Genomic DNA, 24,624 nt, shown 5'->3' on the forward strand with positions numbered 1-24,624 from the left:
TCCGCTGTAAACAGGAATAGGACATGGCCAAATACTTCTTCGACTTGCTGAATGGAGACGGCTTCTTCAAAGACATCGAGGGGCGCGATCTGTTCGATCGCGCCTCAGTGCATAAGGAAGTGGCGCTCATCTTGTTGGACATCGCAGGTGATGAAATGGATGGCGTGCATCCGTTTGACGCAAAGATTACGGTTCGGGACCAAAAAAACGCTACCTTGCTGACGGGTTCGCTATCATTCCGAGTTGATTGATAACTCACTCATCCGAGCCGCCACCGTCGCATTGGAGGATTACAGTTTAGAGTCGCCTGCTCAGGAATGGCGAACTTTTTTCGCCAAATCGCCATGGCCTACCACCAGTGTTCATCCAGATCCGCTGCCACAGTTTCGGCGAGGACAATCTCATAGTGTTCGGTGTCGGAGCTTGCCTGCCATGTCCCCTTGGCCGGAGCATGTCGATATAAGGTCATTCCTCCAAACTTCTGCGTCGGGCGGTGGCGATCTTGTTCATAGACATTGGCCTCGAACGGCGTCCCAGCATCATCTCGTTGGGGCAGCAAAATCTGGATAAGCCAGCAGTCGCGTCGAGTGTCAGAGAAGTCACCCTGGGGGGTGTCATCGATGAACGGAATTTTGTCTTCCAATGCACACGGTGGCCAAGGCAGCCCTCCACCCCGAGTGCTCGACATCACAAGACTACTATCCTTTGGCTTGGTCGGAACGTACTGCAAGCTCAGGAGATAGATCTGTTATGCCGCACAACTAGGGTGTTGACGGTGGCCGCCGCACAGTTGGCGGCCGGCCAGGTGCGTATCAGATCATGATCTCGCCGCCCGTCACAGGGAGGACGGCTCCTGTCATGTAGCTTCCCAGATCAGAAGCAAGTAGGACGTAGGCACCCGCCAGTTCTGCTGGCTGCCCAGCTCGGCCTATGAGAGTATTTTCCCCAAACTTCGCGGCTTTCTCCGCCGGCATGGTCGAGGGAATGAGGGGCGTCCAAATCGGCCCCGGTGCGACCGCATTTACGCGAATGCCTTTTTCAGCAAGCATCTCGGCGAGACCCGCAGTGAAGTTCGAAATCGCACCCTTGGTAGAAGCGTAGGCGAGCAGCTGCGGCGACGGCTGCCGCGACTGAATCGAGGTCGTATTGATGATTGAGCTGCCCGGCTTCATGTGAGGAGCGGCCGCCTTCGACAGGAAGAACGGTGCGTAGATGTTGGTGCGGAAAGTTTCGTCCCACTCTTCGGCCGTGATGTCGGCAATGTCGGCGTAGGTTCGCTGGAACGCAGCGTTGTTCACGAGAATGTCTATGCCACCAAGTTCGTCGACGACGCGCTGAACGAGATCCTTGCAGTGTTGTTCGGATTTGATGTCACCCGGAATGACAAGAGCTTTGCGCCCAGATTCTTCGACCCACTTCGCGGTGTCGCGGGCGTCGTCGTCTTCGTTGAGGTACGATATAACGACGTCGGCGCCCTCTCGGGCAAAGGCAATGGCGACGGCCTTCCCAATCCCGGAGTCGGCCCCGGTGATGAGGGCGACTTTGCCTGTGAGCTTGCCGTCACCCTTGTAGGACTTTTCACCATGGTCGGGGACAGGTTTCATCCCGGCTGTCTTCCCCGGTGGCTCCTGCTGCTGTTCCGGATAGGGCGGAGTAGGGTGTCGGGCGTCTTCCATCATGTCTCTCCTTTTTCGAGGTCAGGGCGATAAACCGTGAAGGGCGCTTCGGGTTCCAAACGGATGATTGCGGATGACCCGCCATGCTATCGAAAAAGAACTCGCGGTCGGGCCCTTGGCCCATCGCTACCGTCTCAGATGCCAGTTCCCGAGCCATCATCGATCAGTGGCACGGACGTTTCAGCAGGCTAAGCTCAGCTTGTCGATGACGGTCATGCGCTGGAAATCTGGAAAGATGCATCGGGGAGAGATGCCATCGAGCACTGCCGGATCGTGGGAACGGGCCACGGGACGCCCGTCGATGCGACGTCGGGTATGGTCGACCTGCCCATATGCTCGATGCCGGGATTTCCTCGACCATGCATATCGCGCAGGCCTGTGGGCTGACCCCATCCTTCGCTCGGCGGGAGAAAGCAACCGCGCCCGATTCTGCCCGTGTTGCTCCCCAGCAGAGTGATCCCTCGAAGCCCGATGGCATCCAGGAGGTCATCGAGAATGCATTGCGGGCTGCAGGCCTCATGAGATGTTGTCGGCGGAGTACTGGCTGGCTGCAGAGCAGCGCCCGATTGGAATTAGCAGCCTCGTGAAAGGCTCTCGCGACTTTAATTCCCGTGTTCCCGGAACTTCCGGGCGACCATGAGGTTTTCCAACATAACTGCCTGCGAGATCAGCCTGCGTCATGCGCCGGTTGTCCGAGATTGAAAGACAAGTTCATGATGAGATTTTCTGTCCGGTCCTTCGCGGCCGCTACGGCACTTGTCTTAGCGTCTGGAAGCTTTGCCCATGCCGACGAAGCGGCCTTCCTGAAGTCGATAGCCGGTAGCTGGAACGGCAAGGGCACGGTTAAGGTTCGGACCAATTCACCGACGATCAATGTGACATGCCAGTTCACCTCGGACACCACGCAGCAATCGCTTTCGCTGGACGGTAAATGTACCAGCCTTGCGATTTTCTCGCGGGCAATCTCCGCTGATCTGAAAGCTACGGGATCGCAATATACCGGCTCCTATGTTGGTGCTGGCACCGGAACAGCTGGACTGGGCGGACAGCGCGCCGGAGATACTATCAACCTCGGCATCACCTGGGCAAAAGAGGTCAATGGTGATCGGCGTGCGCAGATGAGAATCGAAAGGGTTGGCACCACTGGCATGCGCCTGACGACAGTCGATACCGATCCGAAGACTGGCAAATCGATCGTCACGAGCCGTATCGATCTGCGTCGCCTTTGAGACCCTCATAAAGGTAGACGTGGTCGTTCTCAGCCTGCGGGATGACACATCGCCGGTCTCCCCTGTGTGTAGGCGACGTAGAGATAGATGGCTGCCCGCTGGAGGTTATGTCGTGGAGTGGCCTTGTGGTGGTGGTCTCCCTGAAGTCCTTCATCAAAATCTGATAGTGGCGAGGGCCGTTGCTTAATCGGTAGGTGATCGAGGCGCCGAGCGAGGTTTCAGACCGCTGGAAGAGGCTCCGCGGTTTCACTGCCCGATCGCGCCTGTCGAACTACCAAGTCCGCCAGTTCTCGTTATGCACCGACTAATCTGGAGGAGAAGTCCTTGATTGACGGAAGACAAATCACAGCCGCACGAGCCCTGCTCGGCATAACGCAAGAGGAAGTCGCTAACCGCGCGCAACTATCCATTTCTGCCATGCAGGCGCTTGAGGCGGGTTCAGGTGACATCGATCATGACCGCGAATTGAATCTGGCGGCGGTCAGAACGACGCTCGAAGATGCGGGGATCATCTTTATCGACGAGCGCGCCACGAGCGCCGCAGGTGGTGCCGGCGTGCGGCTTGCGGTTGCGTCAGCCTCTGTCGACACCAACGAGCAGCAAACCGTGCAGTATCCGGAGATGGCCCGTAACGGGCCTTTTGGGGCTGGCGGATAAAGCCACAAACGAATGGGCCTTGTACCAAACTAGTGTCGATTAGGGCTCCGGCTCGCACCAGCGCTCAAGGTCCGCGCAACGCGAGTTCACGCGGCTCCTGCGTTCAGCATTTCGCTGGGGGCAATCCGAGGCGATGTGAAAGGGAGATGGCTGATCGTCTCGACCATTGAAGTGTTGTGAGAGGAAAATTGCCTGACCGCAGGCACACTGCAGGTCATGGCGACACAGACCTTGTCGAGATGCCCGCGCCGTAGCCGCCAGCCGCCAAGCAGATTTCCCGCGTCGAGATTGTCGTAGGCCTCGTCACCATCCGTCTTGAGGAAGGGGCGTCTGCGGCCCGGATTGCCGCCATCGCGCGTGCCTTTGCGGCGGCAACATGATCTTTCCATCGAACCGCGTCGGATCATCGTAGCGACCGCCCTGAAGGCGATGCTGTGAGCTGTATCGCACCGAAGCCGAATGCGCGGCCTCAATCCAGAGGCTCGTCTTGCTGGACGGCAAGAACGCTCGCCCGTTCTCCACCAGTTACAATGAAATCTGGCCTTCCTCGCTGCCGTCCCAGTAGCGGATCGACTTCGCGTGTACCTTGATCATTACGACGCCGGGCGTTTCGATCCCCTCAGGAAAATAGCGATCGAGGTCCTTCGTCCAGTGATCGGCGAACGCCGACTTGTCCTCAATCAGCGACGCCGATCCCTCGACACCGACGAATATCGGCGAACCGCCCAACATCCCCAGCGCTCCCGTGTAGGTGAGGCTCACCTTGTTGTCGGCCCGGATTTCAGAGATCTTTCGCGACTGCGTGTAGGCGAAGAAGTAGCTGTCGCCGTCATACTCGACGTCGCCGTTATTGCTCATCGGTCGGGAGGTCAAGCCTCCGCCTACCGCTGCCGTGTTCAGCATGGCGAAGTCAAGCTTCGCCATTTTCTTGGACAGGTCATGCAGGGTTAGTTCGGACATCGATTCCTCCATAAGATACTGGGCTCTGCAGAAATCGGAACAGACCAGTGTCGAATATGTTCCGCATCGTCGATGAAACATGCTCGACTACCACTCAGTGCTTCCGCCGCGCCAGCTCCAGACCGGTCATCACTGGTATCAAGAAATCAGCGATTGTCCGCCATCACGCCCTCGAGACAAATGGCTGGTAATTCAGAAGAGAGCATTTCTGGTTCATCATAGCTCGATCAAAGGAAGCGAAGATCAGACATAAATCAGGGTCCTGCAACCTCCTGCCGTCTCATAGAGCTATCTGCCCGGCTGTGGCGAGAGGGCCGCAGCTTCTGGCGCGCCCTTGGCTTCGCGAACAACCTGTGAGAAGGCCTGAACTGTGGGCCAAGTGATTGGCTCACGCAGCAGCTATGCCATCCGGCAAGCGAAACCCCGTCCGATTGGAACCCGCCCCAACCCTGAGCTGCTCGCAATGCTAACCTGTGGGCAAGTCAGCGAACCAGCCGCTCATGGAACCGTTCGGCCCGCGCGTAGTTAGTCGCTGGCGCGCCGCACATTGGATTTGGCGACCGCAACGAAGTCAGATCGCAAAGGAGCATAATGATGGGTACGAAAGAGCCGTCTTCCAAGGAGCAGATTGAGGCGGATGCACGGGGGCAGTCGGAGAAAAATCACCAGGGTGGCTCCAACAACGGCGTGAGCAGCGCCAAACCACGCGTTCTAACCCGCAGCGACGACGCAACCACCAACAAGCCGGGCAGCGGTTCTGGGAAAGGGCAAAAGGACTGGGATGTAAACTATGACCCACGCGATACTAACGATGGCGAGTTTCGCGGCTGAAGACCTTTGCCGAATTGCTGCTTTTAATGTCCCATCGACCTATGTCGAATTTTGCATAGCCGAAGATCTGGATACCCCCCTATAGGCAACCGAGGTGGATGGCCGGGGTCGGCGAGAACACCGCTGCCATCCAGACGGGATGGCCGAGCGAGGAAATGTGAAACTCGAAAATCTCGCACGGTTTACACAAAGCAACGATGTCAGGCAGTGCCAGACCACTATTCAAGCAAAAAGAATGTCACGTCAGACGAGACACTGACCACCGTAGACTGAGGAGTTCTGGCAATTGAATGTTCGGTCCAAACTCGAAATATGCCCCTTGCGAACTCGAGAGTATGCTTGGGGACCGACCTTTATTGACGGAGACACGCGTTTTCGAATTTGGGCGCCCGGGCAAAAGAGCGTAAAGCTTCGCCTTTCAGGTGATCATGTCATGACGTCTTCTGAAGGCGGGTGGTTTGAGCTTGTAGTAGATGGCCAACCTCTCGGTTCCCCCTATGGTTTTGTGTTGAGTGACGGCAGAGTCGTTGGCGATCCCGCCTCGCGACAGCAGGTGTCAGATGTTTCAGGTTTGTCGATCCTGACGGACCCTCAGTCCTATCGTTGGCAGCACGAAAACTGGGCGGGTCGTCCTTGGCACGAAGCCATTATCTACGAACTCCATATTGGAACCTTCACTGAGCAGGGAACGTTTCAGGCAGCGGCGTCGAAACTTGAGCGATTGGCCGAACTGGGATTTACGGCCGTTGAACTACTACCAATCGCGCATTTTCCCGGCAACAGGGGCTGGGGATATGACGGTGTCTTTCACTATGCGCCGCACGGTGCCTATGGCACGCCGGATGACTACAGAGCATTTGTCGATGTAGCTCACGGATTGGATTTGATGGTCTTTCTGGATGTTGTCTACAATCACTTCGGACCAGAAGGTAATTTCATCCCCGAATACGCGCCCCAATTTTTCCGCGACGGCAAAGCAAACCCCTGGGGCGCACAAATTGCCTTCGAAGAAGAGCCCGTTCGCAGTTTTTTTATTGAAAATGCGCTGTACTGGATTGAGGACTTTCGTCTTGACGGATTGCGGTTTGATGCCGTGAGCGAGATCAAAGATGACAGCAGACCACACATTCTTGAGGAATTGTCGACCGTCATTCGCGAGCGTGTCACAGACCGTCCTGTTCATCTGGTTACGGAGAATCCTGACAATGGAACAGATTTGTTAGCGGAAGGACTTTTCGTCGCAGATTGGAACGATGCCTTCCATCATGTTATCCATAATATCGCGACCGGCGAAGACACAGGATTTTTCGAAGAGGTCAGTCATGCGCCGCACGACAACCTACGGAAGGTCATGTCCGAGGGATATTTGAAGCTAGGCGAGCCAACGGTCCGCAAGCCGCTTCCGCCAAGTGCTTCCCTGCCTCCTTTGGCGTTTGTACACTTTCTCCAAAATCATGATCAGGTTGGCAACCGAGCTGTGGGCGACCGCTTGCACATGGGGATCGACGCCAATTTGCATCGTACCCTCACAAGTACACTTCTGCTTTCACCCCAAATCCCGCTCCTTTTCATGGGCGATTGTTACAAGGCGACAACTCCCTTTCACTATTTCGCGGACTACGAGGGAGATGTTGCCGATGCCATTCGCGAAAACCGGGCGCAACAGGCAGAGAATTTTGGGGGATATCCCTTGGGGATTTCGGCGGCGGATATTCCAGACCCAAATGCCGAAGCAACATTCCTTCGCTCAAAGCTCGATTGGTCCAATGCCCGCACCGAGGAGGGTAACGAATGGTCGTCATGGCTACAGCGTTTGATCAGCGTACGCCGCGAGCAAATCCAGCCACATCTCGGCCGAGCGGCCGGATACTCGGCGACTGTGTTGGCTGCACCGGATCAATGCGTCTTTATCGACTGGACGCTGGACAAGATAGTGCTGCAGCTCCGGCTCAACCTGTCCAACGCTGCAGTTGTACTCGGCAAAGGGCTCGGAACGTGTATTTGGTCTAATCCGGAGGCAGGGTCGCCGCTCACCATGCCTGCAATGTCCCTGCGCGTCTTTTGCATTGAACGCGCTTTGTGAATTCCTTGATCGTACACCTTTGGCGGCGCCCCGTCGCCCCGATCGAACAGGGCAATGGGGCGCCGCTTGTCATCAGCCGCACTGGAAGTGTAGCGGGAAGCGACGAGGGGCCCGGCCGTCGTGGCGGAGCCGCACCTGAACTACTTGTTCAGTGCATCCTTGAGTGCCTTGGCCGGAGTAAAGGCTAGCTTCCTCGAAGCTGCAACAGTCATTTTCTCGCCGGTCGCAGGATTGCGGCCTTCGCGCTCCGGCGAGGCCTTCACCTTGAACTTCCCGAATCCTGGGATTGAGGTTTCTGCGTCGGAGCTCGCCGCATCCGTGATGGCCTGGAACACGGCTTCGACGATGCCCTTGGCCTGAACTTTCGTCAGGTTGTTGGCTGATGCAATCTTGTCGGCAATTTCGTTGGTGGTGGTCATGGATTTCCTCGCAATCTCTAACTGAGATTGAATCCGTGCCAGCTTATGATCGTGTTGTCATTGAAGGCCGTGCCGAAGCGCCAGGTATATACGGGATTTCCACAGTTCGTTCCCTTCAGGTGGCCCGTTTTGGCGTTTTTCCAAGCACCTTGAGGACGGATTGGAGTTCGCGGACCCATTGGCAACCCGTTGCCACACAGGGTTGCCCGTGCGCCGTACGCTGCCGCGTGGTTCGAACGGGGGGCCAGAAGTGACCGGCTGTATCAATTCAGGTTAGTTTGCCTTCGAGTACTTGGATGTGCTCGCGGCAAATGGTCTCGACGGTCGCCTGAAGCAATTGTGTCTGTCCGATCAGCCATGACAGCGCCTCATCGCTGATCTCGAAATGTTCCGAGTACCGCGCTTTCACATAGGCTTCGTTGAGCACATTATACCAGGCGGTAAACCTGTGCTGATCACGCGGCCAGACTTCCACCAACTTGCGATCCAGGTCCTCGGCCAACCCGCGCAGGAACTTGAGATTGTGCGAGGGAGGGCTGTAGTTGGTTAGAGTCAGAAGTAGGCACGAATAGAGAGTTTCGGTCGTTTGATGAAGATTGAAGGCCGCGTGATTTAGCATACCATCTGCAACAGCATACTGCGCAAGCTGGCAATAATAACGTGCGCTGCCTGCCTGCCTGTCAAAATGTGCCTGGGCGATCTTTAACTCGTCAAGAGCCGACAGGTTTTTGGGCTCTCCTAGCGGTTCCTCGTCAATCTCATGCAGGACGATACCTTCGCGGCGAATGTCGGCGAAGAAATACTGGCCGTCTTTCAGCGCCTTGTTGACCTCGCGCAATCCATGCACGATCAGGCCAACCGGTGTCTTCACACCCGGGTCCCACAGAAGGCGATCCTCCGCCTTGTCCCAGTATTGCCGATCGGCGAGCTTGCCGGTGTTGACGATGACGAGGATGTCATAGTCGGACCGGTAACCCTTCATCGTATGGGGTTCGTCGACCCAGGTTCCCCGCGCGTACGACCCGAAGAGGATGATCTTGAGTATGCGGCCGCGCTTCTTGAAGTCGGCCCCGGCGCCGGAAAGCGCGTCGGCAAACTCTTCCTCGATGATTTCGACGACGCGAGCAAGCTCGCGCTGTTTCTTTTCCGGGAGGTGCTCAAGGCTCGATTTCATCGCCAATCGATAGGACAAAGGTCGTGCTCCGTCTACTCGGACATTTCATAGTTTTTGAAGGAAAAGTCGCTCTTTTTTCGTCTTACGTCTGAATGTCGTTCAAATCAGTTGGAGCCTGGTGGCAATGGCGATCGCCTGGGCGATACTGGCTGCACCAAGCGTTCGGCGGGCATTTGTCAGGTGAAACGCGACTGTCGACAAACTGAGGCCTTCGAGCATTGCCGCGTCCCTCATCGTCTTTCCCTCGGCCGACCAGCGCAGGCAGACGGCCTGCATCGGCATCAGACTGACAGGCTCCCTGTCGTGGCCAATCGCGGGACGGTCTTGATAGCGCGCATACAGGAGCGCCACGACGGTGGCAGCCTTCACTTCATCGACCGGTTTCAGGCTGATGGCTTGGTTGGCCGAGGTCAGTATCAGAACGGCGATGTGACCGAACCCGGTCTCTATCGGGATGGTGAGGCCAAAGCGCATTCCACGCCGGTGAGCATCATCCAACAGGAGCCTGGCCGATCGCGACGCAATCTGCCGCAGGGTCGGGATGTCCCAGCTAAAGACACTCATTCTACCGCGTGCCAGCGCTATCATTGGATCGACGCAGCTGGCGGTGATGTCGAAATACAGTGTCTGCCAGTCAGGGGGTGTATTGGTGACAAAATTGGCGCCATGGGAGGAGGAGTGCATATAGGTAAAGTACTCAAAGCCCGCCTGCTGGACGACCTGCGCCAGTTCTTCGCTAAGCTGATCCGGGTTCTTTGTAATCGCGACCCTATCGATGATGGATTGAAGCCAGGAACTCACGCATGATCTCCTTGTCTGATTGATCGCCGTCTCGCACTCAAGCGCCTGCGTCTCGGATCTCAGCTCTCACCACTTCGATGGCAAGGCAAAGGTCACGGATTTGCGCCTCGGTGTGCGATGCAGTGAGGCAGATGCGCAATCCTGCATCGCCGCGCGCCACCGTCGGGAAGAAGATTGCCGACGTGTAGAAGCCGAGTTTCAGCAGCTGGCGCGCTGCAGCCACCGAAATAAGCTCGTCGCCAAAGCGGAGAGTGCGGATCGGCAGGTCCATTGTCCGGTCACGGGTTGGCAGCAATTGGTCAAGCAGCGCAAGATTGCGTCGAAGTGCATGCTGACGCTCGGCCAGCTCTCGACTTCTGTGGATTGCTGCCGACGCCGCTGCCGCCCCGATCGCCGCCGTGTTCAGCGACGCCGAAAATGCATGTGCCACGGCAAATCGGCGAAACAGCAGTTCCTGGGCAGCGGTGCCGAGCATCAGGATACCGCCGGACGCACCGAAACCCTTGCCAAGCGAGGCAGCCACAATGGTCCTGTCGCCAAGCTCGGCAAATTCGGACCGGGCAAAGCCAGATCCGTTTTCGCCAAAGAGCGAAATGCCGTGGGCATCATCGATATAGAGGAAGAGGCCATACCTCTCCTGCAGCGCGCAAAGCGCCTTCAACGGGGCGCTGCCGCCCATGGAATAGACGCCGTCACAAACATAGGCCACGCAAGGATGGCTGCGGCAAAGCACCTCCAGCGCAATCATGTCATTGTGCTGGATCGTCTCGACCGCAGTTTCGCCAGCAACCGTCGCCTTGTGCTGTGCAAGCGTCGCATGAGCTGAACGATCGAAGACCACGAGAGGTTTTACACCGCCGGTCAGATGGCCAGAGGCGAGCAGAGGCAGGGCGCTCATATTGGCGGCCAGGACGGTGGTGAACGTGATGACTCTTGCCTGGAACAGATCCGACAGGTTTTCCTCAAGCTCGCCCAAGATGCTGAAGTTCAGCCGTGTCCTGGCACAAGACCAGTGCAGGGTCCCTGCATCATGTACCGCCCTCTCAGCGCCCTCAACGATTTCCGGATGATTGTCCAGACCGAGATAGGAGCAGCGGACGAAATCGGTGATATCGCGATCCTCCGCCGTGAGCCGAACCGTGCGGCCGGAAACAGGCGCCGCATAGAGCGCCATGATGCCCTGGTAGTGCGCTGCCTCGAAATTGGCGCCTGCAGCATCGATCATCGTTGCAGTGTTGCGGAAATGGGTTGGAAGTCTTGGACCATCCGGCGGCTGAACTGCGTTGCTCATATCGGCCTTCCTTGCTACTTTCGCGAGCAGTTGGCCATTGTTTCCTTTTTGTGACAACGAAGCTTGTGCAAAGAAAACTTCAAGATTGTTCAAAGATCCGGCGGGCTCAGCCTCCAGCTCCTCGGACAACGGCGACATAGCCGCTTGATCGCACGGTGCGGATGCGGGTGTGCCCAGTTGTGGCCGCCATGTCGCGCCGCAGATTTGCAATGTGAACATCAACGGTGCGGGCACTGACATGACTGTGCCCGGGCCATGCCGCTTCGATCAATTCGGCGCGAGATACCACGTGGCCGGGCGTCTGGAGAAGACGCCGTAGCAAGCGGAACTCGATTGGGCTCAGTTGCGCGCTACCTTGTGCGCTGCGGATAAGCCGGGTCTGGGTATCGATTTCGATATCGCCGAAATGGTGGACAACAGGAGCGGGCCCTGCCTGCCCGCCGGATTTGGTGTTGGTACCCGCCAGCCCGTGGAGATAGGCGAGGATGCGCTCTGGCGAGACGGGCCGCACAAATCCTTCATCTATGCCTGCTTTGAGCAAAAGGAGATAACTCTGCTCGTGGCGAGCCCGTATCAATGCAATAATTGGCAGTTTTGCCGTCAGGCCGTGTGCTTTCACCTCACCACAAAACCGCGTCAGCGGATCGATATTGTCGCCGGTATCGAGAAGAATTGCAGCGATTGTCGACGGTGGCGCACTGAGGATCGAAGCCAGGTCATCGGCTGGCATTGTCCTGAACCCAGAAGAAGACAGGATATGGCTCATCAGCATGTAGAAATCGGGATCCTTGGAATAGATCATTACCAGATCGATCATCAAACCCTCTCACCTCCATGTGTTTGGGCATGTGTTTGGGCATGTGTTCGGGATCTTCATAGACCAGCCAATGCGATTGCATCGGCTGGTCGTCACTCAATCCTCGCATGCCGGTACCGGCATTCATCGAAGAGGCCGGGTCAGCGTACCCAGTTGTTCCAGCGCTGCAGCAGCATCACCGCATTGGCGTTGAGCCACATCGCGTCTGGCACGATCACATTGGTCTTGATGTCCTCGGGTGTCGGCATCGACTGACGGGTTTTCTCTGACATCAGCGCTATCGCCTCGGTGCTTGGCGGTGTGCAGGACAGCACATCGCAAGCCTTCGCCTGGACCCTGGGTTTGTCGAGCCAGAAGGCGATCAGCTTCAGGGCATTCTCCCGGTTGGGCGCACCCTTGACCACGGCGACGCGGTCACCCACAAGGAACGAGGCCTCATAGGACCAACCGATCGGCAAGGCATCGTTCTTCATCGCTCTTGCGCGTGTCAGCCAGATCTGTCCGAGGTCGTATTCTCCATTGCGGAACCCCTGGACACTCTGGTCGCCGGTCTTCCACCACACAGTGACCTCGTCACGGATCTCGTCAAGCTTGGCAAAGGCGCGGTCCACATCAAGGGGAAAGAGCTCGTCCTTTTTCACGCCATCGGCAAGAAGAGCAGCGGCCAGAACCCGCCAGGGGTCGTCGAAGTTCGGAAAGGCGCGACCACCGGGAAAGGCCTTGGTGTCCCACATGTCAGCCCATGTCCGGGGAGGTTCCTTCATCCCCTCGTCCAGTCTGTAGGCGAGCAAGGTGGCAGTCGATTGCAGGAGCGCACCACCGGCAGCGCAGGCATTGCTGGCAAGGTCCGCCTTTGTCGAGAATTGCCGGCAAAACTCGGTCAAGTCCTCCGTCACCAGCCGGTGCGCTTCAGAGGCCGCCTGGATCTCGCCTTCAAGATAGAGATCCCAGGTGACATTGCCCGCCTTGACCATGGCAGCGGCCTTGGCCCGCATTTCCGCATTCGTTGCGGACACGATCGTGACGGGAATACCGGTTTCAGCCGTGAAGGGATCGAACCAGGCTTCCTTCAGAGCGCGGTCATAGGCGCCGCCGGTCGATGCGATGGTGATCGGTTCTGCAGCATCCGCTGGTCGCTCGGTCGCAAGTGTGCCGACCAGAAGGCCAAAGGCAGACAGGCTGATTGCATAGATAGTCGTCATGGATGTTCCACTCCTGTAGGGTTCTGGGGATTTGCGGCCTTCGCGAGGAAATGCATGAGGCCGATGAGTAAAAGGGAGGCGACAACCGTGACGCTGGAAGCGGCCGCGATCACCGGTGTCAGGTTGAAATCGATGTCTTCGAACATCTTGCGGCCGATGGTCTTGCCGCCAACGTCGGAAATGAAGAAGGCAACCGTTGCCTCATCGAAAGACGCGAGGAAGGCGAAGATGGCACCTGAGCCAATCCCTGGACCGATATTGGGAAGGGTCACGTGGAAAAAGCTCTGGAGACGACTTGCGCCGCAGTTGAGTGCGGCAAGTTCCAGGGCCGGATCCAGTCGCTTGAGCGCCGCAGTCACAGTGATGATGACGAAGGGCACTGCCAGCACCGTATGTGCCGTCAGGAACCCAACCAGCGTGCCGGTCAACCGCAATGGCGCAAACACCAGATAGAGCGCCACCCCCATCACGATATGCGGGACAATCATTGGCCCGAGCGCAAGCGCATTGAGCACACCCTTGAAGGGCATGTCGCCACGCTCGATAGCCAAGGCTGCCATGGTGCCGATCACGGTTGCCGTAAGGGACGTCGCAACTGCAATCCGTAGACTGAACCATGTTGCCGCCATCCAGTCAGGATCCGCGAAAAAGGCCATGTACCAGTCGAGTGTCAGCCCCTCAGGTGGAAACTGCAGATGTGTGGACGTGCTGAGCGACATCGGCAGGATCATCAGGGTCGGCAGCACGAGAAAGAAGAGGATCGATGCCACGATAAGCCCGCCGACGATGGTGAAAGCCGATCGCAATCCGTAGCTCGCGATCCGCGCCTGGGGGACTGGCCGCTTCACTACCGAGGCCACGGGTGCTATGTTTCTGTCAACGTACACTGTGGAATCCTTTGTTGAGCGACAGCGCCTTGCGAAACAGGAAGACGATGAGGAGCGTCACCGCGAGCAACACGGTCGACAATGCGGCAGCGAACGGCCAATCGAGGAGTACGGTGGTCTGTTGGCCGATCAGCGTTGCCATCAGCATGGAGCCGGGCCCGCCCAGCAGAGCCGGCGTTATGTAAAAGCCAAGAGCCAGGACAAAACACAAAAGGCCGCCGGCAAAGACACCCGGCAGGCTGAGCGGCAGGATGATCCGCAGGAAAACCTGAGCTGGATTGGCACCGAGATTGGCCGCGGCGCGCCGATAGTCCGGCGGCAGTGTCTTTAATGTCGAAAAGATAGGCAGGATCGCGAAGGGCAAAAGCACATGGATCATGCCGAGGACGACGGCACCATGGGTATAGAGTAACTTCAGCGGTTCATCGAGCAGGCCCTGATCGCGAAGGAAGCCATTGATTGGCCCATTGCGCTGCAGCAGCAGAATCCAGGCATAGGATCGGATCAGCACCGAGGTCCACAGCGGTACGAACACACAGGCCGCAACGGCCAGTGCCGCTTTCGCCCGCAGCGACGCCATGGCAAAGGCAACGGGATAGCCGAGGGCCAGGCAAAAGCTGGTCACGGTTGCCGCGGTGATCACCGTGTCGAACAGAATATTCAGATAAAGCGGATCGTCCCAGATGCGGAAATAGCTGCTGCCACCATCTGCAAAACTCAGCCCCACCAGCTTTGCCACCGGATAGACAAAGCCCAGTGTCAGCACGGCAAGGAGCGGCAAAGTGAGAAGTATCGAGATCAGCGGCGAAAGATGTCCGGCATCGCGTGCCGTGGCCATCCTGGAAAGACGCGATGAGGTTGTTGAAACTTGCATGGTCCTCGCGGTCTCCTCATGAAGCATTGAAGAGCAGCGTGGCATCCGCCGAAATCCGCAACCATACTTCGGCCCCGCGCTCAGGCAGTGCGCCCAGTTGAGCTGGCAGAGATGCACGCAGGACGACATCAGGCGCGCCATGCAGGCGGACAAGTGCTGTACGGGAAGCGCCGGCGAAAACGATCGTCTCGACTGTGCCGGACAGGCCCGAACCCATGGCCCGCTCCACGGTGTGGCCATGCTGCGCGATGGAGCGTGTTCCAGATGCGGATCTCGTGTCGATTTCGACATGCTCCGGCCGAACACCGATCCTCACCGATGATCCTTCACCCGGCAGTTCTCCGGACCGGATATTGGTCGGGCGGGTTTCCAGAAGGGACAGGCCGCATCGGATCGTCACAGCTGACTTCTCTATCCGGCACACAATGCCCGGGATAAAGTTGATCGAGCCGACGAAGTCGGCGATGAACGCGGTTTCGGGCCGCGTGTAGAGCTCGACCGACGTGCCGATCTGTTCAAGACGTCCGGCATGCATCACGGCGACCCGGTCCGACATGGTCAGGGCCTCTTCCTGATCATGCGTGACATAGATGACGGTTGCCCCGATCCGCTCCTGGATCTGCTTGATCTCGAATTGCATGCTTTCGCGCAACTTCTTGTCGAGCGCACCAAGGGGTTCGTCCATCAGGATAACCGGAGGATCGAAGACCAGGGCACGCGCGACGGCAACGCGCTGCTGCTGGCCGCCAGAGAGTTCATGGGGATAGCGCGACTGCAGGGCGCCGAGCTGCACCAGATCGAGCATCGCATCGACCCGTCGGTCGGCGTCCTGTCCCTTGGCCAATCGACGCATCTTGAGAGGGAAGGCGATGTTCTGCCGCACGGTCATGTGCGGAAACAGCGCGTATTTCTGGAATACCATGCCGATATTGCGGTGATGGGGCGCAAGCAATGTTACATCCTGATCGCCCACGACGATGGCGCCGGCGGTCGGCGTCTCAAATCCGGCAATCATCGTCAGAAGGGACGTCTTGCCGGAGCCAGACGGGCCGACGATAGAGACAAATTCTCCCGCTTGAACCTCGAGACTGGTGTCTCGGACGGCCCAGACTGGCCCGTATCGTTTTTGGACGTGGCGCAACGCCAACTGTTGTCCCATGCTATTCCCCTTTTGTTTTTTTGAATGCGACTGTGCTTGGCCGGTCAGTGTGTGCTGAACGGCATGCTTTCCCGTCAATTCTGACGGGCAGGTGACTTGAAATGCGCAAATTGCTAATGTTTGATCAGACAAACTTTGCTGAAACTTCACAATTCCATTTTTTGTTACATCAAAAATTGGACCTGTCAACACGCTCAGGACGAAACATGACAGAAATCAATGCGGACTACTCGCGCCGCGAGCAGCCACCAAATATTGGCGATACCACCTATAGCCAGTTGAAGGACCGCGTCAGTCGCGGCGCTTACAGGCCGGGCGACAAGCTGTCTATCCGCTCGGTCGCCGAAGTCCTGAACGTCGGCCTGTCGCCTGCGCGCGATGCGGTCAATCGCCTCGTGGCTGATGGCGTACTGGTTTACGCCGGCCCCAAAACCGTCATCATCCCGGTTCTGTCGGATGCAGACTTGCGTGAGATCACCCTGATACGGATTGCCCTGGAAGGCCTGGCCGCAGAGATGGCGATCTCGAATTGCAGCCACCATGACATTGATTTATTGGGTGAAATTCAACTTAGAATTAACGCAGCGTTGGAGACGGGGACCTATGGCGACGCACTTTGGCACAACAAGGAATTTCATTTCCATGTCTACGGTCTGTCGCGCCTGCCGCACCTGATCTCGATGATCGAACCTCTTTGGCTAAGGGTCGGCCCTTCCTTCTATGGCCTTTATCCGGAATTCGCCAAGGCACGGTATGGCGTGCGAAACCATGAAATGGTGATCGAGGCTCTGGTCGATCGCGACGGCGGCGCGCTTAGGGCCGCGATCGAAAACGACATTCGCGATGGCTATCGTCGTTTGCGTCAGGCACTTCGCGAGCGCTAGCTTCTCCAGAGATTTTTGTTATACGAGCTTGACCTTTTGTATTTTTGTTATATCAAAATCGACAACTTTGCAAAGTAGCCGATTTTTCAGCAACACAAAGGCAAGCACAGATGTTACCAGAAATGGCAGTCGGGACTGCGGCGCGCGAGCGTCCGCGGTCCGCCGACCTCTATCGCCGTGGCCGCGGCGTCTTCCCGGCGGGTGTCACCCGCTCCACAATCGAGCTCGACCCCGAACCGATCTATATGGCTTCGGGGGCAGGCGCCTATGTCTTCGATGTCGATGGCAATCGCTTTCTCGATCTGAACAACAATTTCACCACGCTTCTGCATGGGCATGGCTATCCACCGGTCGTCGAGGCGGTGAGCGATCTTCTGCGCCGGGGCTCATGTTTTTCGAATCCGACCCAATACGAAATCGCGCTGGCCGAATTGCTCATTGACCGTATACCTGCCGTCGAGCGGGTTCGTTTCGTCAACACCGGCACAGAGGCTGTGATGTTCGCCATCAAGGCCGCCCGTGCCTATACCGGTCGTCCGGCCATCATCCGCTTTGCGGGCTGCTACCATGGCTCGTATGACTGGGCAGAAACCGGCCAGAACGGCGTGACGAAGTCGGGCGGCGCGGGCGCTAGCATAGGTCTTCCGGCATACGCGGGCGCGCCTGTGCAATCGGCCGACGATGTCGTTGTGCTTGAATTCAATGACGTCGAGGGGTTGGAGCGGGGGCTTTCGCATCATGCCGACAACCTGGCGGCCATCCTGATCGACCCTATGCCGAGCCGGGCAGGGCTGCTGCGGCCCATTCCGCCATTTGTCGAACGCCTGACAACGCTCGCCAGGCGTTACGGCATTCTTGTCATTGCCGACGAGGTACTGAACCTTCGGCAGGGCTATCAAGGTGCTTCTGCCCGCTATGGGATCCAGCCCGATCTGCTGACTGCCGGCAAAATCATCGGTGGTGGCTTTCCCGTAGGGGCAATCGGCGGCCGGTCCGATGTCATGGCGGTGTTTGGTGGTGATGGTCGGGCGCCACGTGTGCCGCAGGGTGGCACCTTCTCGGCCAATCCGGTTTCCATGGCGGCCGGCCTTGTTGCCATGCAGGCAATGACACCGGCAGAGTTCGATCGTCTTGAACGCATGGGCGATGCCTTGTGCCAGCAGCTCCGCGACTGCGCGACGCGGCTTGATCGACCATTCTCGGTGGCAGGCGCCGCATCTCTATTTCGAATCCATCCAAAACCGGTCGTCCCGACCACCTACTCCGAGAGCCGCATGAACGCAGGGGAGGAAGAATGCATGCGCGACCTCACACGCTTCTTCCGTGAGCGGGGCATCCTGCTCCCGTACGGAGCCGCGGCCTGCCTTTCGACTGCGATGACCGACCGTGACATCGATCAGGTGGCATCCGTGTTCGAACAGTTCCTTGAAACACACGATGACCGCCGCTGGGAGGCAAGATCATGAATTCAAATTTTCTCCAAGAGACTGTCGCGGACCGCGTCGCCGATGCCTTGTTGCGTCATCAGGTGGAATACCTGTTTGCCCAGAGCCTGCCGTCTGCGGTCGTCTTGGCTGCGGAAGCCCGTGGTATCCGCCAGATCTCCTATCGGCAGGAGAACATGGGCGGGGCGATGGCCGATGGCTATGCCCGCATTTCCGGAAAGGTCGGCGTCGTTGCGGCGCAAAATGGACCAGCAGCAACCCTACTTGTTCCGCCGCTTGCCGAAGCCATGAAGGCCAGTGTGCCGGTCATTGCCCTGGTGCAGGAAGTGGAGCGTGATCAGGCCGACCGCAATGCGTTCCAGGAACTCGATCATATCGCGCTGTTCCAGTCCTGCACAAAATGGGTGCGGCGCGTCCAGATCGAGGACAGGATCGAGGATTATATCGATGCGGCCTTCACGGCGGCAACCGCCGGGCGGCCCGGGCCTGTCGCCCTACTGCTGCCGGCAGATCTGCTGCGCTCCAAGGTCCGCGCCGGCTTGTCATCACGCAATGCCACCCTCGGACACTATCCCCTTGATCGCCCCCGGCCCGCAGACACACTGATTGACCAGGCGGCAGATTGGATCGCTGCGGCGAACCATCCGGTCGTGCTCGCAGGTGGCGGCGTGCATGGCGCGGGCGCCTCACAGGAGCTGGCACGTCTGCAGGAGATCGTGAGCCTGCCGGTCTGCACAACCAATATGGGCAAGGGCACTGTCGATGAACATCATCCGCTATCGCTTGGCGTGCTTGGATCACTGACCGGGCCGACGTCGCTTGGCCGGCATACCGTGTCTTTCCTGACCAATGCCGACCTGATTATTCTGATCGGCACGCGCACCAATCAGAACGGCACCGACAATTGGTCGCAGATTCCGAAGACAGCCCGTGTGATCCATATCGACATCGACCCGAGTGAAATCGGCCGCAACTTCGAAGCGCTGCGTCTCGCGGGAGATGCAAGGGAATCGCTGATTGCGCTGAACGCCGCGCTTGGCAGACGTGACCTCGGCCAAAGAAGGGCGGAAAGACCTGACCTTGAGCATCGCATCGCACGATGCTGGCAGCAGTTTGAAACGGCTCGTGCTCAGCGTTACGGTTCGGACCAGTCCCCGGTCCGGCCTGAGCGGGTGATGCGCGAGCTTCAGCCCTGGCTGAATGATGATCTGACCGTCGTTGCCGATGCGAGCTACTCATCCATGTGGGTCACGGGGCAGTTGCGGGCGGTGTCTTGCGGCACCCGGTTCATCACACCCCGCGGGCTCGCCGGTCTTGGATGGGGACTGCCGCTTGCGATCGGGGCAAAGCTGGCCCGTCCTGACGTGCCGGTTGTTGCCCTGGTCGGCGATGGCGGTTTTGCCCATAGCTGGGCCGAGCTCGAAACCATGGTTCGGTTGAACATTCCTGTGACTGTCATAGTCCTCAACAACGGCATTCTCGGTTTCCAGCGTGATGCTGAAACGGTGAAGTTCGGCCGCTACACCACGGCCTGCCATTTTGCTCCCGTCGATCATGCTCAAATCGCCGCCGCCTGCGGATGCAAATCCGCTCGCGTTTCCGACCCGGCCGAACTCGCAGACCTCATCCGGCGCGGCATCGAGGCAGAGGGTCCGTATCTGATTGAAGTGATGACGGATCCGGATGCACATCCGCCGCTGTCACTCTTCGCCAAGATGGACCAGGCGGCCTGATGGATCAAATTTCGCAGCGTATTGCTGTGGTGACTGGTGGCAGCTCGGGTATCGGGCTTGCCGTTGTCACGCAGTTGTTGGCGGCGGGATACAAGGTCGCGTTCTTCGGTCAGAACCCCGCCCATGTCGATGCGGCACTGTCTGTGCTGCATCGACAGTTCGATTGCCGCGATGTACTCGGCCGATGCACAGACCTGACCGAGGCGGGTGATGTGGCTTCCTTTTTCGCCGATGTCGCAAATGACTGGGGAGTGCCGGACACCCTCATATGCAATGCCGGGATATCGCCGAAAGGACCAGAAGGCGCCACGCCCTTTGCAAGTATCGGGATGGACGAGTGGAATACGGTGCTATCCGTCAACTTGACCGGCACCATGCTTTGCTGCCAGGCCGTTATTTCATCGATGATGTCGAACCGCTTCGGTCGCATCATTCTCGTCGGATCGATCGCTGGCCGTACGCTTCCGAAAGTAGCAGGTGCCGCCTATGTCGCGTCGAAAGCTGGCCTCTCTGGGCTATGCCGCTCACTTGTTTCAAGCTGCGCTGGGAGTGGGGTCACCGTCAATGTGGTGGCGCCGGGACGCGTCCTGACAGACATGGCAGGCGACGCCGACAGTCCGATCAACAGGGAGATACTGAAGCGCATCCCCGCCGGCCGCCTTGGTGCGCCCTCCGATATAGCACACGCGATCAGCTTCCTCGCTTCGCGTGAGGCGGGCTTCATCAATGGCGCCATTCTTGATGTGAACGGCGGCGAATTTGCCCCCCTTTGAGCGAGGACAATTCATGACAATCCTCATTTGCGTAACGGACGCGCAGCTCTTCCTCCTGCTTCGCTACATCCTTGCAAACGAAGGCTTCGAGGCCATACTGGTGACGGAACATGATGAACTCCAACAACTCACCAGTCGAGGAGCGGTCTCGGCCATGATCGTCGATCGGGTCAAGCCGGGACTGGGCGCCGACGCGTTTATCAAAGCTGCAAAAAGCGCGTTTCCAACAGCTGCGATCATCTGTCTCCATCGGCGCCATGCAGGTGTTGAGGCGCTTTCGAACGCATGTGATCTGCGTCTCGAGAGCCCCTTCAATCCCGGTCTTTTATTGAGCTTCCTTCATCGACTGAGACATCGCCTTGTGAGTGAGAAGGAGGAGCATGCCGGTCACATACTTCGCTTTGCCGATCTCTCCATGGATATCGCCGCAGCCAAGGTCCGCCGGGCCGGTCGCGACGTTGAGCTGACGGCCCTGCAATTTCGCTTGTTGCGCCGTCTGCTGCAGGAACCTTCGGCGGTCTGCGAGCGCGAGGACCTCATCGAAGCCTGCTGGCCAGAATCCGCCGAAGTCGAACCGCGCACGGTCGATATTCATATCGGCCACATCCGACGGGCGCTGACGGGTTCCGGGCCGGACCTGATCCGGACAGTGCGGGGCCGGGGCTATGCCCTCGATATGCCAGTCTAGTTTTTCAACAGTCTAAACAAACCCGCAAGCTCGCGAAATTCAACTTCCTCCCCATCCAGCCACGCATCGAGGGCGCAGTAGGCGACCGCCGTCGGCGCCTCGCTGCCATACAGCGCGCGCACCCGCTGTGTCGCGCGCTCAAGTCCATCGGCGTCACCTGAATTGGGCTTACCGTTCGCCTTGGGGCTGTCCTGACGATTTCGCGACAACGCACTCTCCCTGCGTCCGGCAGAGGAGTTCCAAACAGATGCCCGCCGGACGGTGTCGCACAGCGCACGTCCAACATAAGGGCGTGTGTGCCGTCCCTGGCGAAAGGGTCGTTGCGTTTCCGATAGTATATTTCTCCTTCCGATTGGCAAGACGTTGACGGGTGCGTCTATACGATCTGCCTCCGGTACGGGCCGCGTGACCATCTCAGAAGTGACATTGTATCGAACTTGCGGAGTCTTGAGCGGTTCGTGGACGAAGACCAGTTGATCCGGCGTTCAAGGATTCTGCCTTTGCACCGTTCCATTTCGACACCGGAACGGAAGGTGTCAGGCATAACTTAATGCAGCGAAGTCGGTCTGGCCGGCCTGAACAGGCGTGATCATGCGGACCACCAGACTGACAAGTCTCATTGCAGCTTTCGATGGCCTGGGTCCGCCAAGGTCTCGTTGGTCGCTTTTTCCCACGGCTCAAGTGGTTTGACCACGGAGGTCCAGCGTCAAATGAGGTTTTCGCAACAGGTCGATATAGCTGCGATCGCGAGTGACCGACTGTCCCAGTCGGGGGCCACTCGGTTTCAACACCAACCAGTCCACAATCCGGTCAGGTTGCGGCGTCTCGGGTCATAAAGAGCAGCTCTTCCCTGGAGCGAAAGCCGGATTTGAACAAGGCGATCAGCGAGGACGCCAACTGGTTCCCGTGCGGGCTGGCTGGTTCGATTCCACTTTCGCGGCACAGATCGACGAGCACGCTCTGCAGCAGTTCCAGTTTTGCCGGGCTGATACTTTCGTTGTCGTCGAAATACTGCCTGAACATGCCCCGCCTCCCATTCTCTGATGATTCCCATTACGTTGCTTGGGGCATGTTCCGTCAATGGGGCATGCCTGGCAGTCCAAAGGTGTTTTGCGATGACCGAGCCTCACCCGGCTTGCCGTTTGCTCTTCGCAAGCCTCACCACACCGCCTTCCGGGGTATGGGTTCAGGATCAATCATTAGAGTTCTAGAGTGAGCTGCGGTTCTGGGCCGCTCTCTTCGGTGTTGAGCGATGAAAGGGTGATCCCGAGGAGCCGCACCGGACGTTTGAATGGGATCACCGAAGCGAGCAGGGTCTCTGCTGTCTCCAGGATCATGTCGATGTCCGTCACGGATCCCGACACCGTTCTGCTGCGTGTCGCCTGGCTGAAATCCGAATACTTGATTTTGACCGTAACCGTCTTTCCCGTGATGTTGTGCGCCTCACAATAGCGCCAGATTTTCTCCGCGAGCGGACGCAGCTCTGCCTTGGCCGAATCGAGATCACCGATGTCCTCGACGAAAGTATCTTCGGCGCCGACGGATTTGCGTATCCGATCGGGCCTGACCTGCCGTTCGTCGATGCCACGGGCTATGCCGTAGAAATACGGGCCGGATTTCCCGAAATGTTGCTGAAGGAAGGCAAGGGACTTCGACTTCAAATCGAGCCCGGTTTCTATGCCATGCCGCTTCATCCGCTCGGCCGTCGCCGGGCCCACGCCATGAAATTTCTTGATGGGGAGAGCCTCGACAAAACCCGGGCCGTTCTTCGGCGTGATGACCGCCTGGCCATTCGGCTTGTTCAGGTCACTCGCCATCTTGGCGAGGAACTTGTTGTAGGAAATGCCGGCAGAGGCGTTGAGGCCGGTCACATCCTTGATCTTCGCGCGGATTTTCAGTGCTATCTCGGTGGCTATCTCCATGCCTTTCAGGTTCTCGGTGACATCGAGATAGGCCTCATCCAGCGACAGCGGTTCGATCAACGGCGTATATTCCGCAAAGATCTCTCGGATTTGCTGCGAGACCTGCCGATAGACGTCAAAGCGCGGCGGCACGAATATGAGATCCGGGCATTTTCGCCTGGCGGTCACCGAAGGCATGGCCGAATGCACACCGAAGGTTCTCGCCTCATAACTGGCGGCCGCCACGACGCCACGGGCCGCCGATCCGCCGACGGCCAGTGGTCGTCCGCGCAGGTCCGGATTGTCGCGCTGCTCGACCGAGGCATAAAAGGCATCCATGTCGACATGGATGATCTTGCGCACCGAGGCGCTATCCATCGCTTAGGCTCACGAAGCGGTACGGAGATTTCGGAGCGCCCAGTTCGGATAGTTTGGTGCCCTTCCGATGATGGCCCCCACTATTCACAACAAGAGACCTCCATCGTCCAATGTCGGCTTGGGTTTAGGTGGCACGATCACCAGCATATCGGCCGGGAGTGGACGCTGAAGATGACGGGCCTCGTCCCAGGGTGCTGTCAACCAGGTATCGACCTCGTGCGGCGTGGTCAAAATTGCCGGCATGGCCTTTTCATGAATGGGAGAGACGATCTCGTTCGGTGTGGTCGTCAGAAACCCGAACAGTTCATAGTCCTGCTCGCCGTCCCTGACTATGCGTACACCCTTCCATGGAGTCCAGAGCCCCGCGAAAAACATTAGCGGCCGATCTTCGTTGCCAGCGAACCAGGCATTGGGGACCCGTCCGCCTTCGACCTTGATGGCCGGGTCCGGTTCGGCAAAGGAGGTGAACGGCACGACACAGCGGCTGGTGGCACCAAGCCAGCGGCGCCAGTGAGGCGAACCGGCATTGCGGATATTGGTGACGCCTGGATCATAATTCTTCACATAGCCTGGCGGTGACGGCATTCCCCAGGTCGCCCGTGCAATCTCCCGGTTCCTGTCGTCGGCGACGCGGACGACAGGCGCCTGATAGCCTGGATAGACGTCGAAGCTGGCGTCGTTCCAGCCTGCGTGATCCCTGATCGCCTTGGTGAACTGAAGAACCGCTTCACGCGTGGTCGTCACATTGTAGAGATTGCACAT

At 58.2% G+C, this 24,624-nt stretch carries 27 protein-coding genes; 10 read left to right on the top strand and 17 right to left on the bottom strand.

The window, feature by feature from the left end:
• Nucleotides 1–23 precede the first annotated feature (23 nt).
• Nucleotides 24–251 carry a hypothetical protein gene (locus GVK95_RS19875; protein WP_159952419.1) on the top strand — a complete coding sequence of 76 codons (228 nt, stop codon included), beginning with the start codon at nt 24–26 and terminating at the stop codon, nt 249–251.
• Between the two features lie 98 nt (nt 252–349).
• Here GVK95_RS19875 and GVK95_RS19880 read toward each other — a convergent pair whose 3' ends face one another.
• Together GVK95_RS19880 and GVK95_RS19885 are read right to left on the bottom strand one after the other, a co-directional pair.
• A complete protein-coding gene (locus GVK95_RS19880) occupies nt 350–643 on the bottom strand; it encodes a hypothetical protein (protein WP_200844340.1) in 294 nt (97 codons plus the stop codon).
• A 169-nt stretch (nt 644–812) separates the two neighbouring features.
• On the bottom strand, nt 813–1,679 hold the full coding sequence (locus GVK95_RS19885; protein ID WP_200844341.1) for an SDR family oxidoreductase: 867 nt from the start codon (nt 1,677–1,679) through the stop codon (nt 813–815).
• 710 nt (nt 1,680–2,389) lie between these two features.
• On the opposite strand from GVK95_RS19885, the gene GVK95_RS19890 reads away from it, so the two are divergent.
• Both GVK95_RS19890 and GVK95_RS19895 read left to right on the top strand, forming a co-directional pair.
• Nucleotides 2,390–2,905: a hypothetical protein gene (locus tag GVK95_RS19890; RefSeq protein WP_159952420.1), complete on the top strand. Its 516-nt coding sequence runs from the start codon at nt 2,390–2,392 to the stop codon at nt 2,903–2,905.
• 324 nt (nt 2,906–3,229) lie between these two features.
• A complete protein-coding gene (locus GVK95_RS19895) occupies nt 3,230–3,562 on the top strand; it encodes a helix-turn-helix transcriptional regulator (protein ID WP_159952421.1) in 333 nt (110 codons plus the stop codon).
• 86 nt (nt 3,563–3,648) lie between these two features.
• On the opposite strand, the gene GVK95_RS19900 is transcribed toward GVK95_RS19895, so the two are convergent.
• Complete coding sequence (locus GVK95_RS19900; RefSeq protein WP_159952422.1) at nt 3,649–3,951, bottom strand: hypothetical protein; 303 nt, start codon at nt 3,949–3,951, stop codon at nt 3,649–3,651.
• A 136-nt stretch (nt 3,952–4,087) separates the two neighbouring features.
• Nucleotides 4,088–4,522 (bottom strand): pyridoxamine 5'-phosphate oxidase family protein, encoded by a 435-nt coding sequence (locus tag GVK95_RS19905; protein ID WP_159952423.1) that lies wholly within the window; start codon nt 4,520–4,522, stop codon nt 4,088–4,090.
• Nucleotides 4,523–5,116: 594 nt separating this feature from the next.
• On the opposite strand from GVK95_RS19905, the gene GVK95_RS19910 reads away from it, so the two are divergent.
• The gene (locus tag GVK95_RS19910) at nt 5,117–5,353 is read left to right on the top strand and encodes a hypothetical protein (protein WP_244618831.1); all 237 of its coding nucleotides are present in this window, start codon (nt 5,117–5,119) and stop codon (nt 5,351–5,353) included.
• A gap of 319 nt (nt 5,354–5,672) precedes the next feature.
• Entirely contained in the window at nt 5,673–7,436 is a 1,764-nt protein-coding gene (gene treZ / locus GVK95_RS19915) for a malto-oligosyltrehalose trehalohydrolase (RefSeq protein ID WP_244618837.1), read from the top strand.
• A 140-nt stretch (nt 7,437–7,576) separates the two neighbouring features.
• On the opposite strand, the gene GVK95_RS19920 is transcribed toward treZ, so the two are convergent.
• The 9 genes from GVK95_RS19920 to GVK95_RS19960 all read right to left on the bottom strand — a co-directional run bounded on the left by GVK95_RS19920 (nt 7,577) and on the right by GVK95_RS19960 (nt 16,060).
• The gene (locus GVK95_RS19920) at nt 7,577–7,870 is read right to left on the bottom strand and encodes an HU family DNA-binding protein (protein WP_280178088.1); all 294 of its coding nucleotides are present in this window, start codon (nt 7,868–7,870) and stop codon (nt 7,577–7,579) included.
• 253 nt (nt 7,871–8,123) lie between these two features.
• Entirely contained in the window at nt 8,124–9,029 is a 906-nt protein-coding gene (locus GVK95_RS19925) for a nucleotidyltransferase and HEPN domain-containing protein (protein ID WP_159952426.1), read from the bottom strand.
• Between the two features lie 99 nt (nt 9,030–9,128).
• Nucleotides 9,129–9,830, bottom strand: coding sequence for an autoinducer binding domain-containing protein (locus GVK95_RS19930; protein WP_159952427.1), 702 nt, complete (start codon nt 9,828–9,830; stop codon nt 9,129–9,131).
• Between the two features lie 37 nt (nt 9,831–9,867).
• Nucleotides 9,868–11,121 (bottom strand): aminotransferase class I/II-fold pyridoxal phosphate-dependent enzyme, encoded by a 1,254-nt coding sequence (locus GVK95_RS19935; protein WP_159952428.1) that lies wholly within the window; start codon nt 11,119–11,121, stop codon nt 9,868–9,870.
• Nucleotides 11,122–11,227: 106 nt separating this feature from the next.
• The gene (locus GVK95_RS19940) at nt 11,228–11,938 is read right to left on the bottom strand and encodes a response regulator transcription factor (protein WP_159952429.1); all 711 of its coding nucleotides are present in this window, start codon (nt 11,936–11,938) and stop codon (nt 11,228–11,230) included.
• A gap of 140 nt (nt 11,939–12,078) precedes the next feature.
• Nucleotides 12,079–13,140 (bottom strand): ABC transporter substrate-binding protein, encoded by a 1,062-nt coding sequence (locus GVK95_RS19945; protein WP_159952430.1) that lies wholly within the window; start codon nt 13,138–13,140, stop codon nt 12,079–12,081.
• On the bottom strand, nt 13,137–13,946 hold the full coding sequence (locus GVK95_RS19950; RefSeq protein ID WP_244618838.1) for an ABC transporter permease: 810 nt from the start codon (nt 13,944–13,946) through the stop codon (nt 13,137–13,139). Before GVK95_RS19950 ends, GVK95_RS19945 begins: the two co-directional genes overlap by 4 nt.
• A 70-nt stretch (nt 13,947–14,016) precedes the next feature.
• Nucleotides 14,017–14,865, bottom strand: coding sequence for an ABC transporter permease (locus tag GVK95_RS19955; protein WP_244618839.1), 849 nt, complete (start codon nt 14,863–14,865; stop codon nt 14,017–14,019).
• A gap of 52 nt (nt 14,866–14,917) precedes the next feature.
• On the bottom strand, nt 14,918–16,060 hold the full coding sequence (locus GVK95_RS19960) for an ABC transporter ATP-binding protein (RefSeq protein ID WP_159952432.1): 1,143 nt from the start codon (nt 16,058–16,060) through the stop codon (nt 14,918–14,920).
• 206 nt (nt 16,061–16,266) lie between these two features.
• On the opposite strand from GVK95_RS19960, the gene GVK95_RS19965 reads away from it, so the two are divergent.
• The 5 genes from GVK95_RS19965 to GVK95_RS19985 all read left to right on the top strand — a co-directional run bounded on the left by GVK95_RS19965 (nt 16,267) and on the right by GVK95_RS19985 (nt 21,583).
• On the top strand, nt 16,267–16,944 hold the full coding sequence (locus GVK95_RS19965; protein WP_159952462.1) for a GntR family transcriptional regulator: 678 nt from the start codon (nt 16,267–16,269) through the stop codon (nt 16,942–16,944).
• Between the two features lie 122 nt (nt 16,945–17,066).
• Nucleotides 17,067–18,410, top strand: a complete 1,344-nt coding sequence (locus GVK95_RS19970; RefSeq protein WP_244618832.1) for an aspartate aminotransferase family protein — start codon at nt 17,067–17,069, stop codon at nt 18,408–18,410.
• Nucleotides 18,407–20,122 (top strand): acetolactate synthase catalytic subunit, encoded by a 1,716-nt coding sequence (locus tag GVK95_RS19975; protein ID WP_159952434.1) that lies wholly within the window; start codon nt 18,407–18,409, stop codon nt 20,120–20,122. Before GVK95_RS19970 ends, GVK95_RS19975 begins: the two co-directional genes overlap by 4 nt.
• A complete protein-coding gene (locus GVK95_RS19980) occupies nt 20,122–20,895 on the top strand; it encodes an SDR family oxidoreductase (protein WP_159952435.1) in 774 nt (257 codons plus the stop codon). The genes GVK95_RS19975 and GVK95_RS19980 overlap by 1 nt, the downstream gene beginning before the upstream one ends.
• A gap of 13 nt (nt 20,896–20,908) precedes the next feature.
• A complete protein-coding gene (locus GVK95_RS19985) occupies nt 20,909–21,583 on the top strand; it encodes a response regulator transcription factor (RefSeq protein WP_210252962.1) in 675 nt (224 codons plus the stop codon).
• Here the strand turns inward: GVK95_RS19985 and GVK95_RS19990 are convergent.
• From GVK95_RS19990 to GVK95_RS20005, 4 genes are all read right to left on the bottom strand, one after another.
• Nucleotides 21,580–21,792, bottom strand: a complete 213-nt coding sequence (locus GVK95_RS19990) for a hypothetical protein (RefSeq protein ID WP_159952437.1) — start codon at nt 21,790–21,792, stop codon at nt 21,580–21,582. The genes GVK95_RS19985 and GVK95_RS19990 overlap by 4 nt on opposite strands.
• Before the next feature lie 601 nt (nt 21,793–22,393).
• Nucleotides 22,394–22,606, bottom strand: coding sequence for a hypothetical protein (locus GVK95_RS19995; RefSeq protein ID WP_159952438.1), 213 nt, complete (start codon nt 22,604–22,606; stop codon nt 22,394–22,396).
• 176 nt (nt 22,607–22,782) lie between these two features.
• Nucleotides 22,783–23,862 (bottom strand): DNA polymerase IV, encoded by a 1,080-nt coding sequence (dinB, locus tag GVK95_RS20000; RefSeq protein ID WP_159952439.1) that lies wholly within the window; start codon nt 23,860–23,862, stop codon nt 22,783–22,785.
• Between the two features lie 84 nt (nt 23,863–23,946).
• Nucleotides 23,947–24,624 carry an SOS response-associated peptidase gene (locus GVK95_RS20005; RefSeq protein WP_159952440.1) on the bottom strand — a complete coding sequence of 226 codons (678 nt, stop codon included), beginning with the start codon at nt 24,622–24,624 and terminating at the stop codon, nt 23,947–23,949.

The sequence above is a fragment of the Rhizobium sp. 18065 genome, assembly GCF_902706095.1.
Taxonomy (GTDB): Bacteria; Pseudomonadota; Alphaproteobacteria; order Rhizobiales; family Rhizobiaceae; genus Allorhizobium.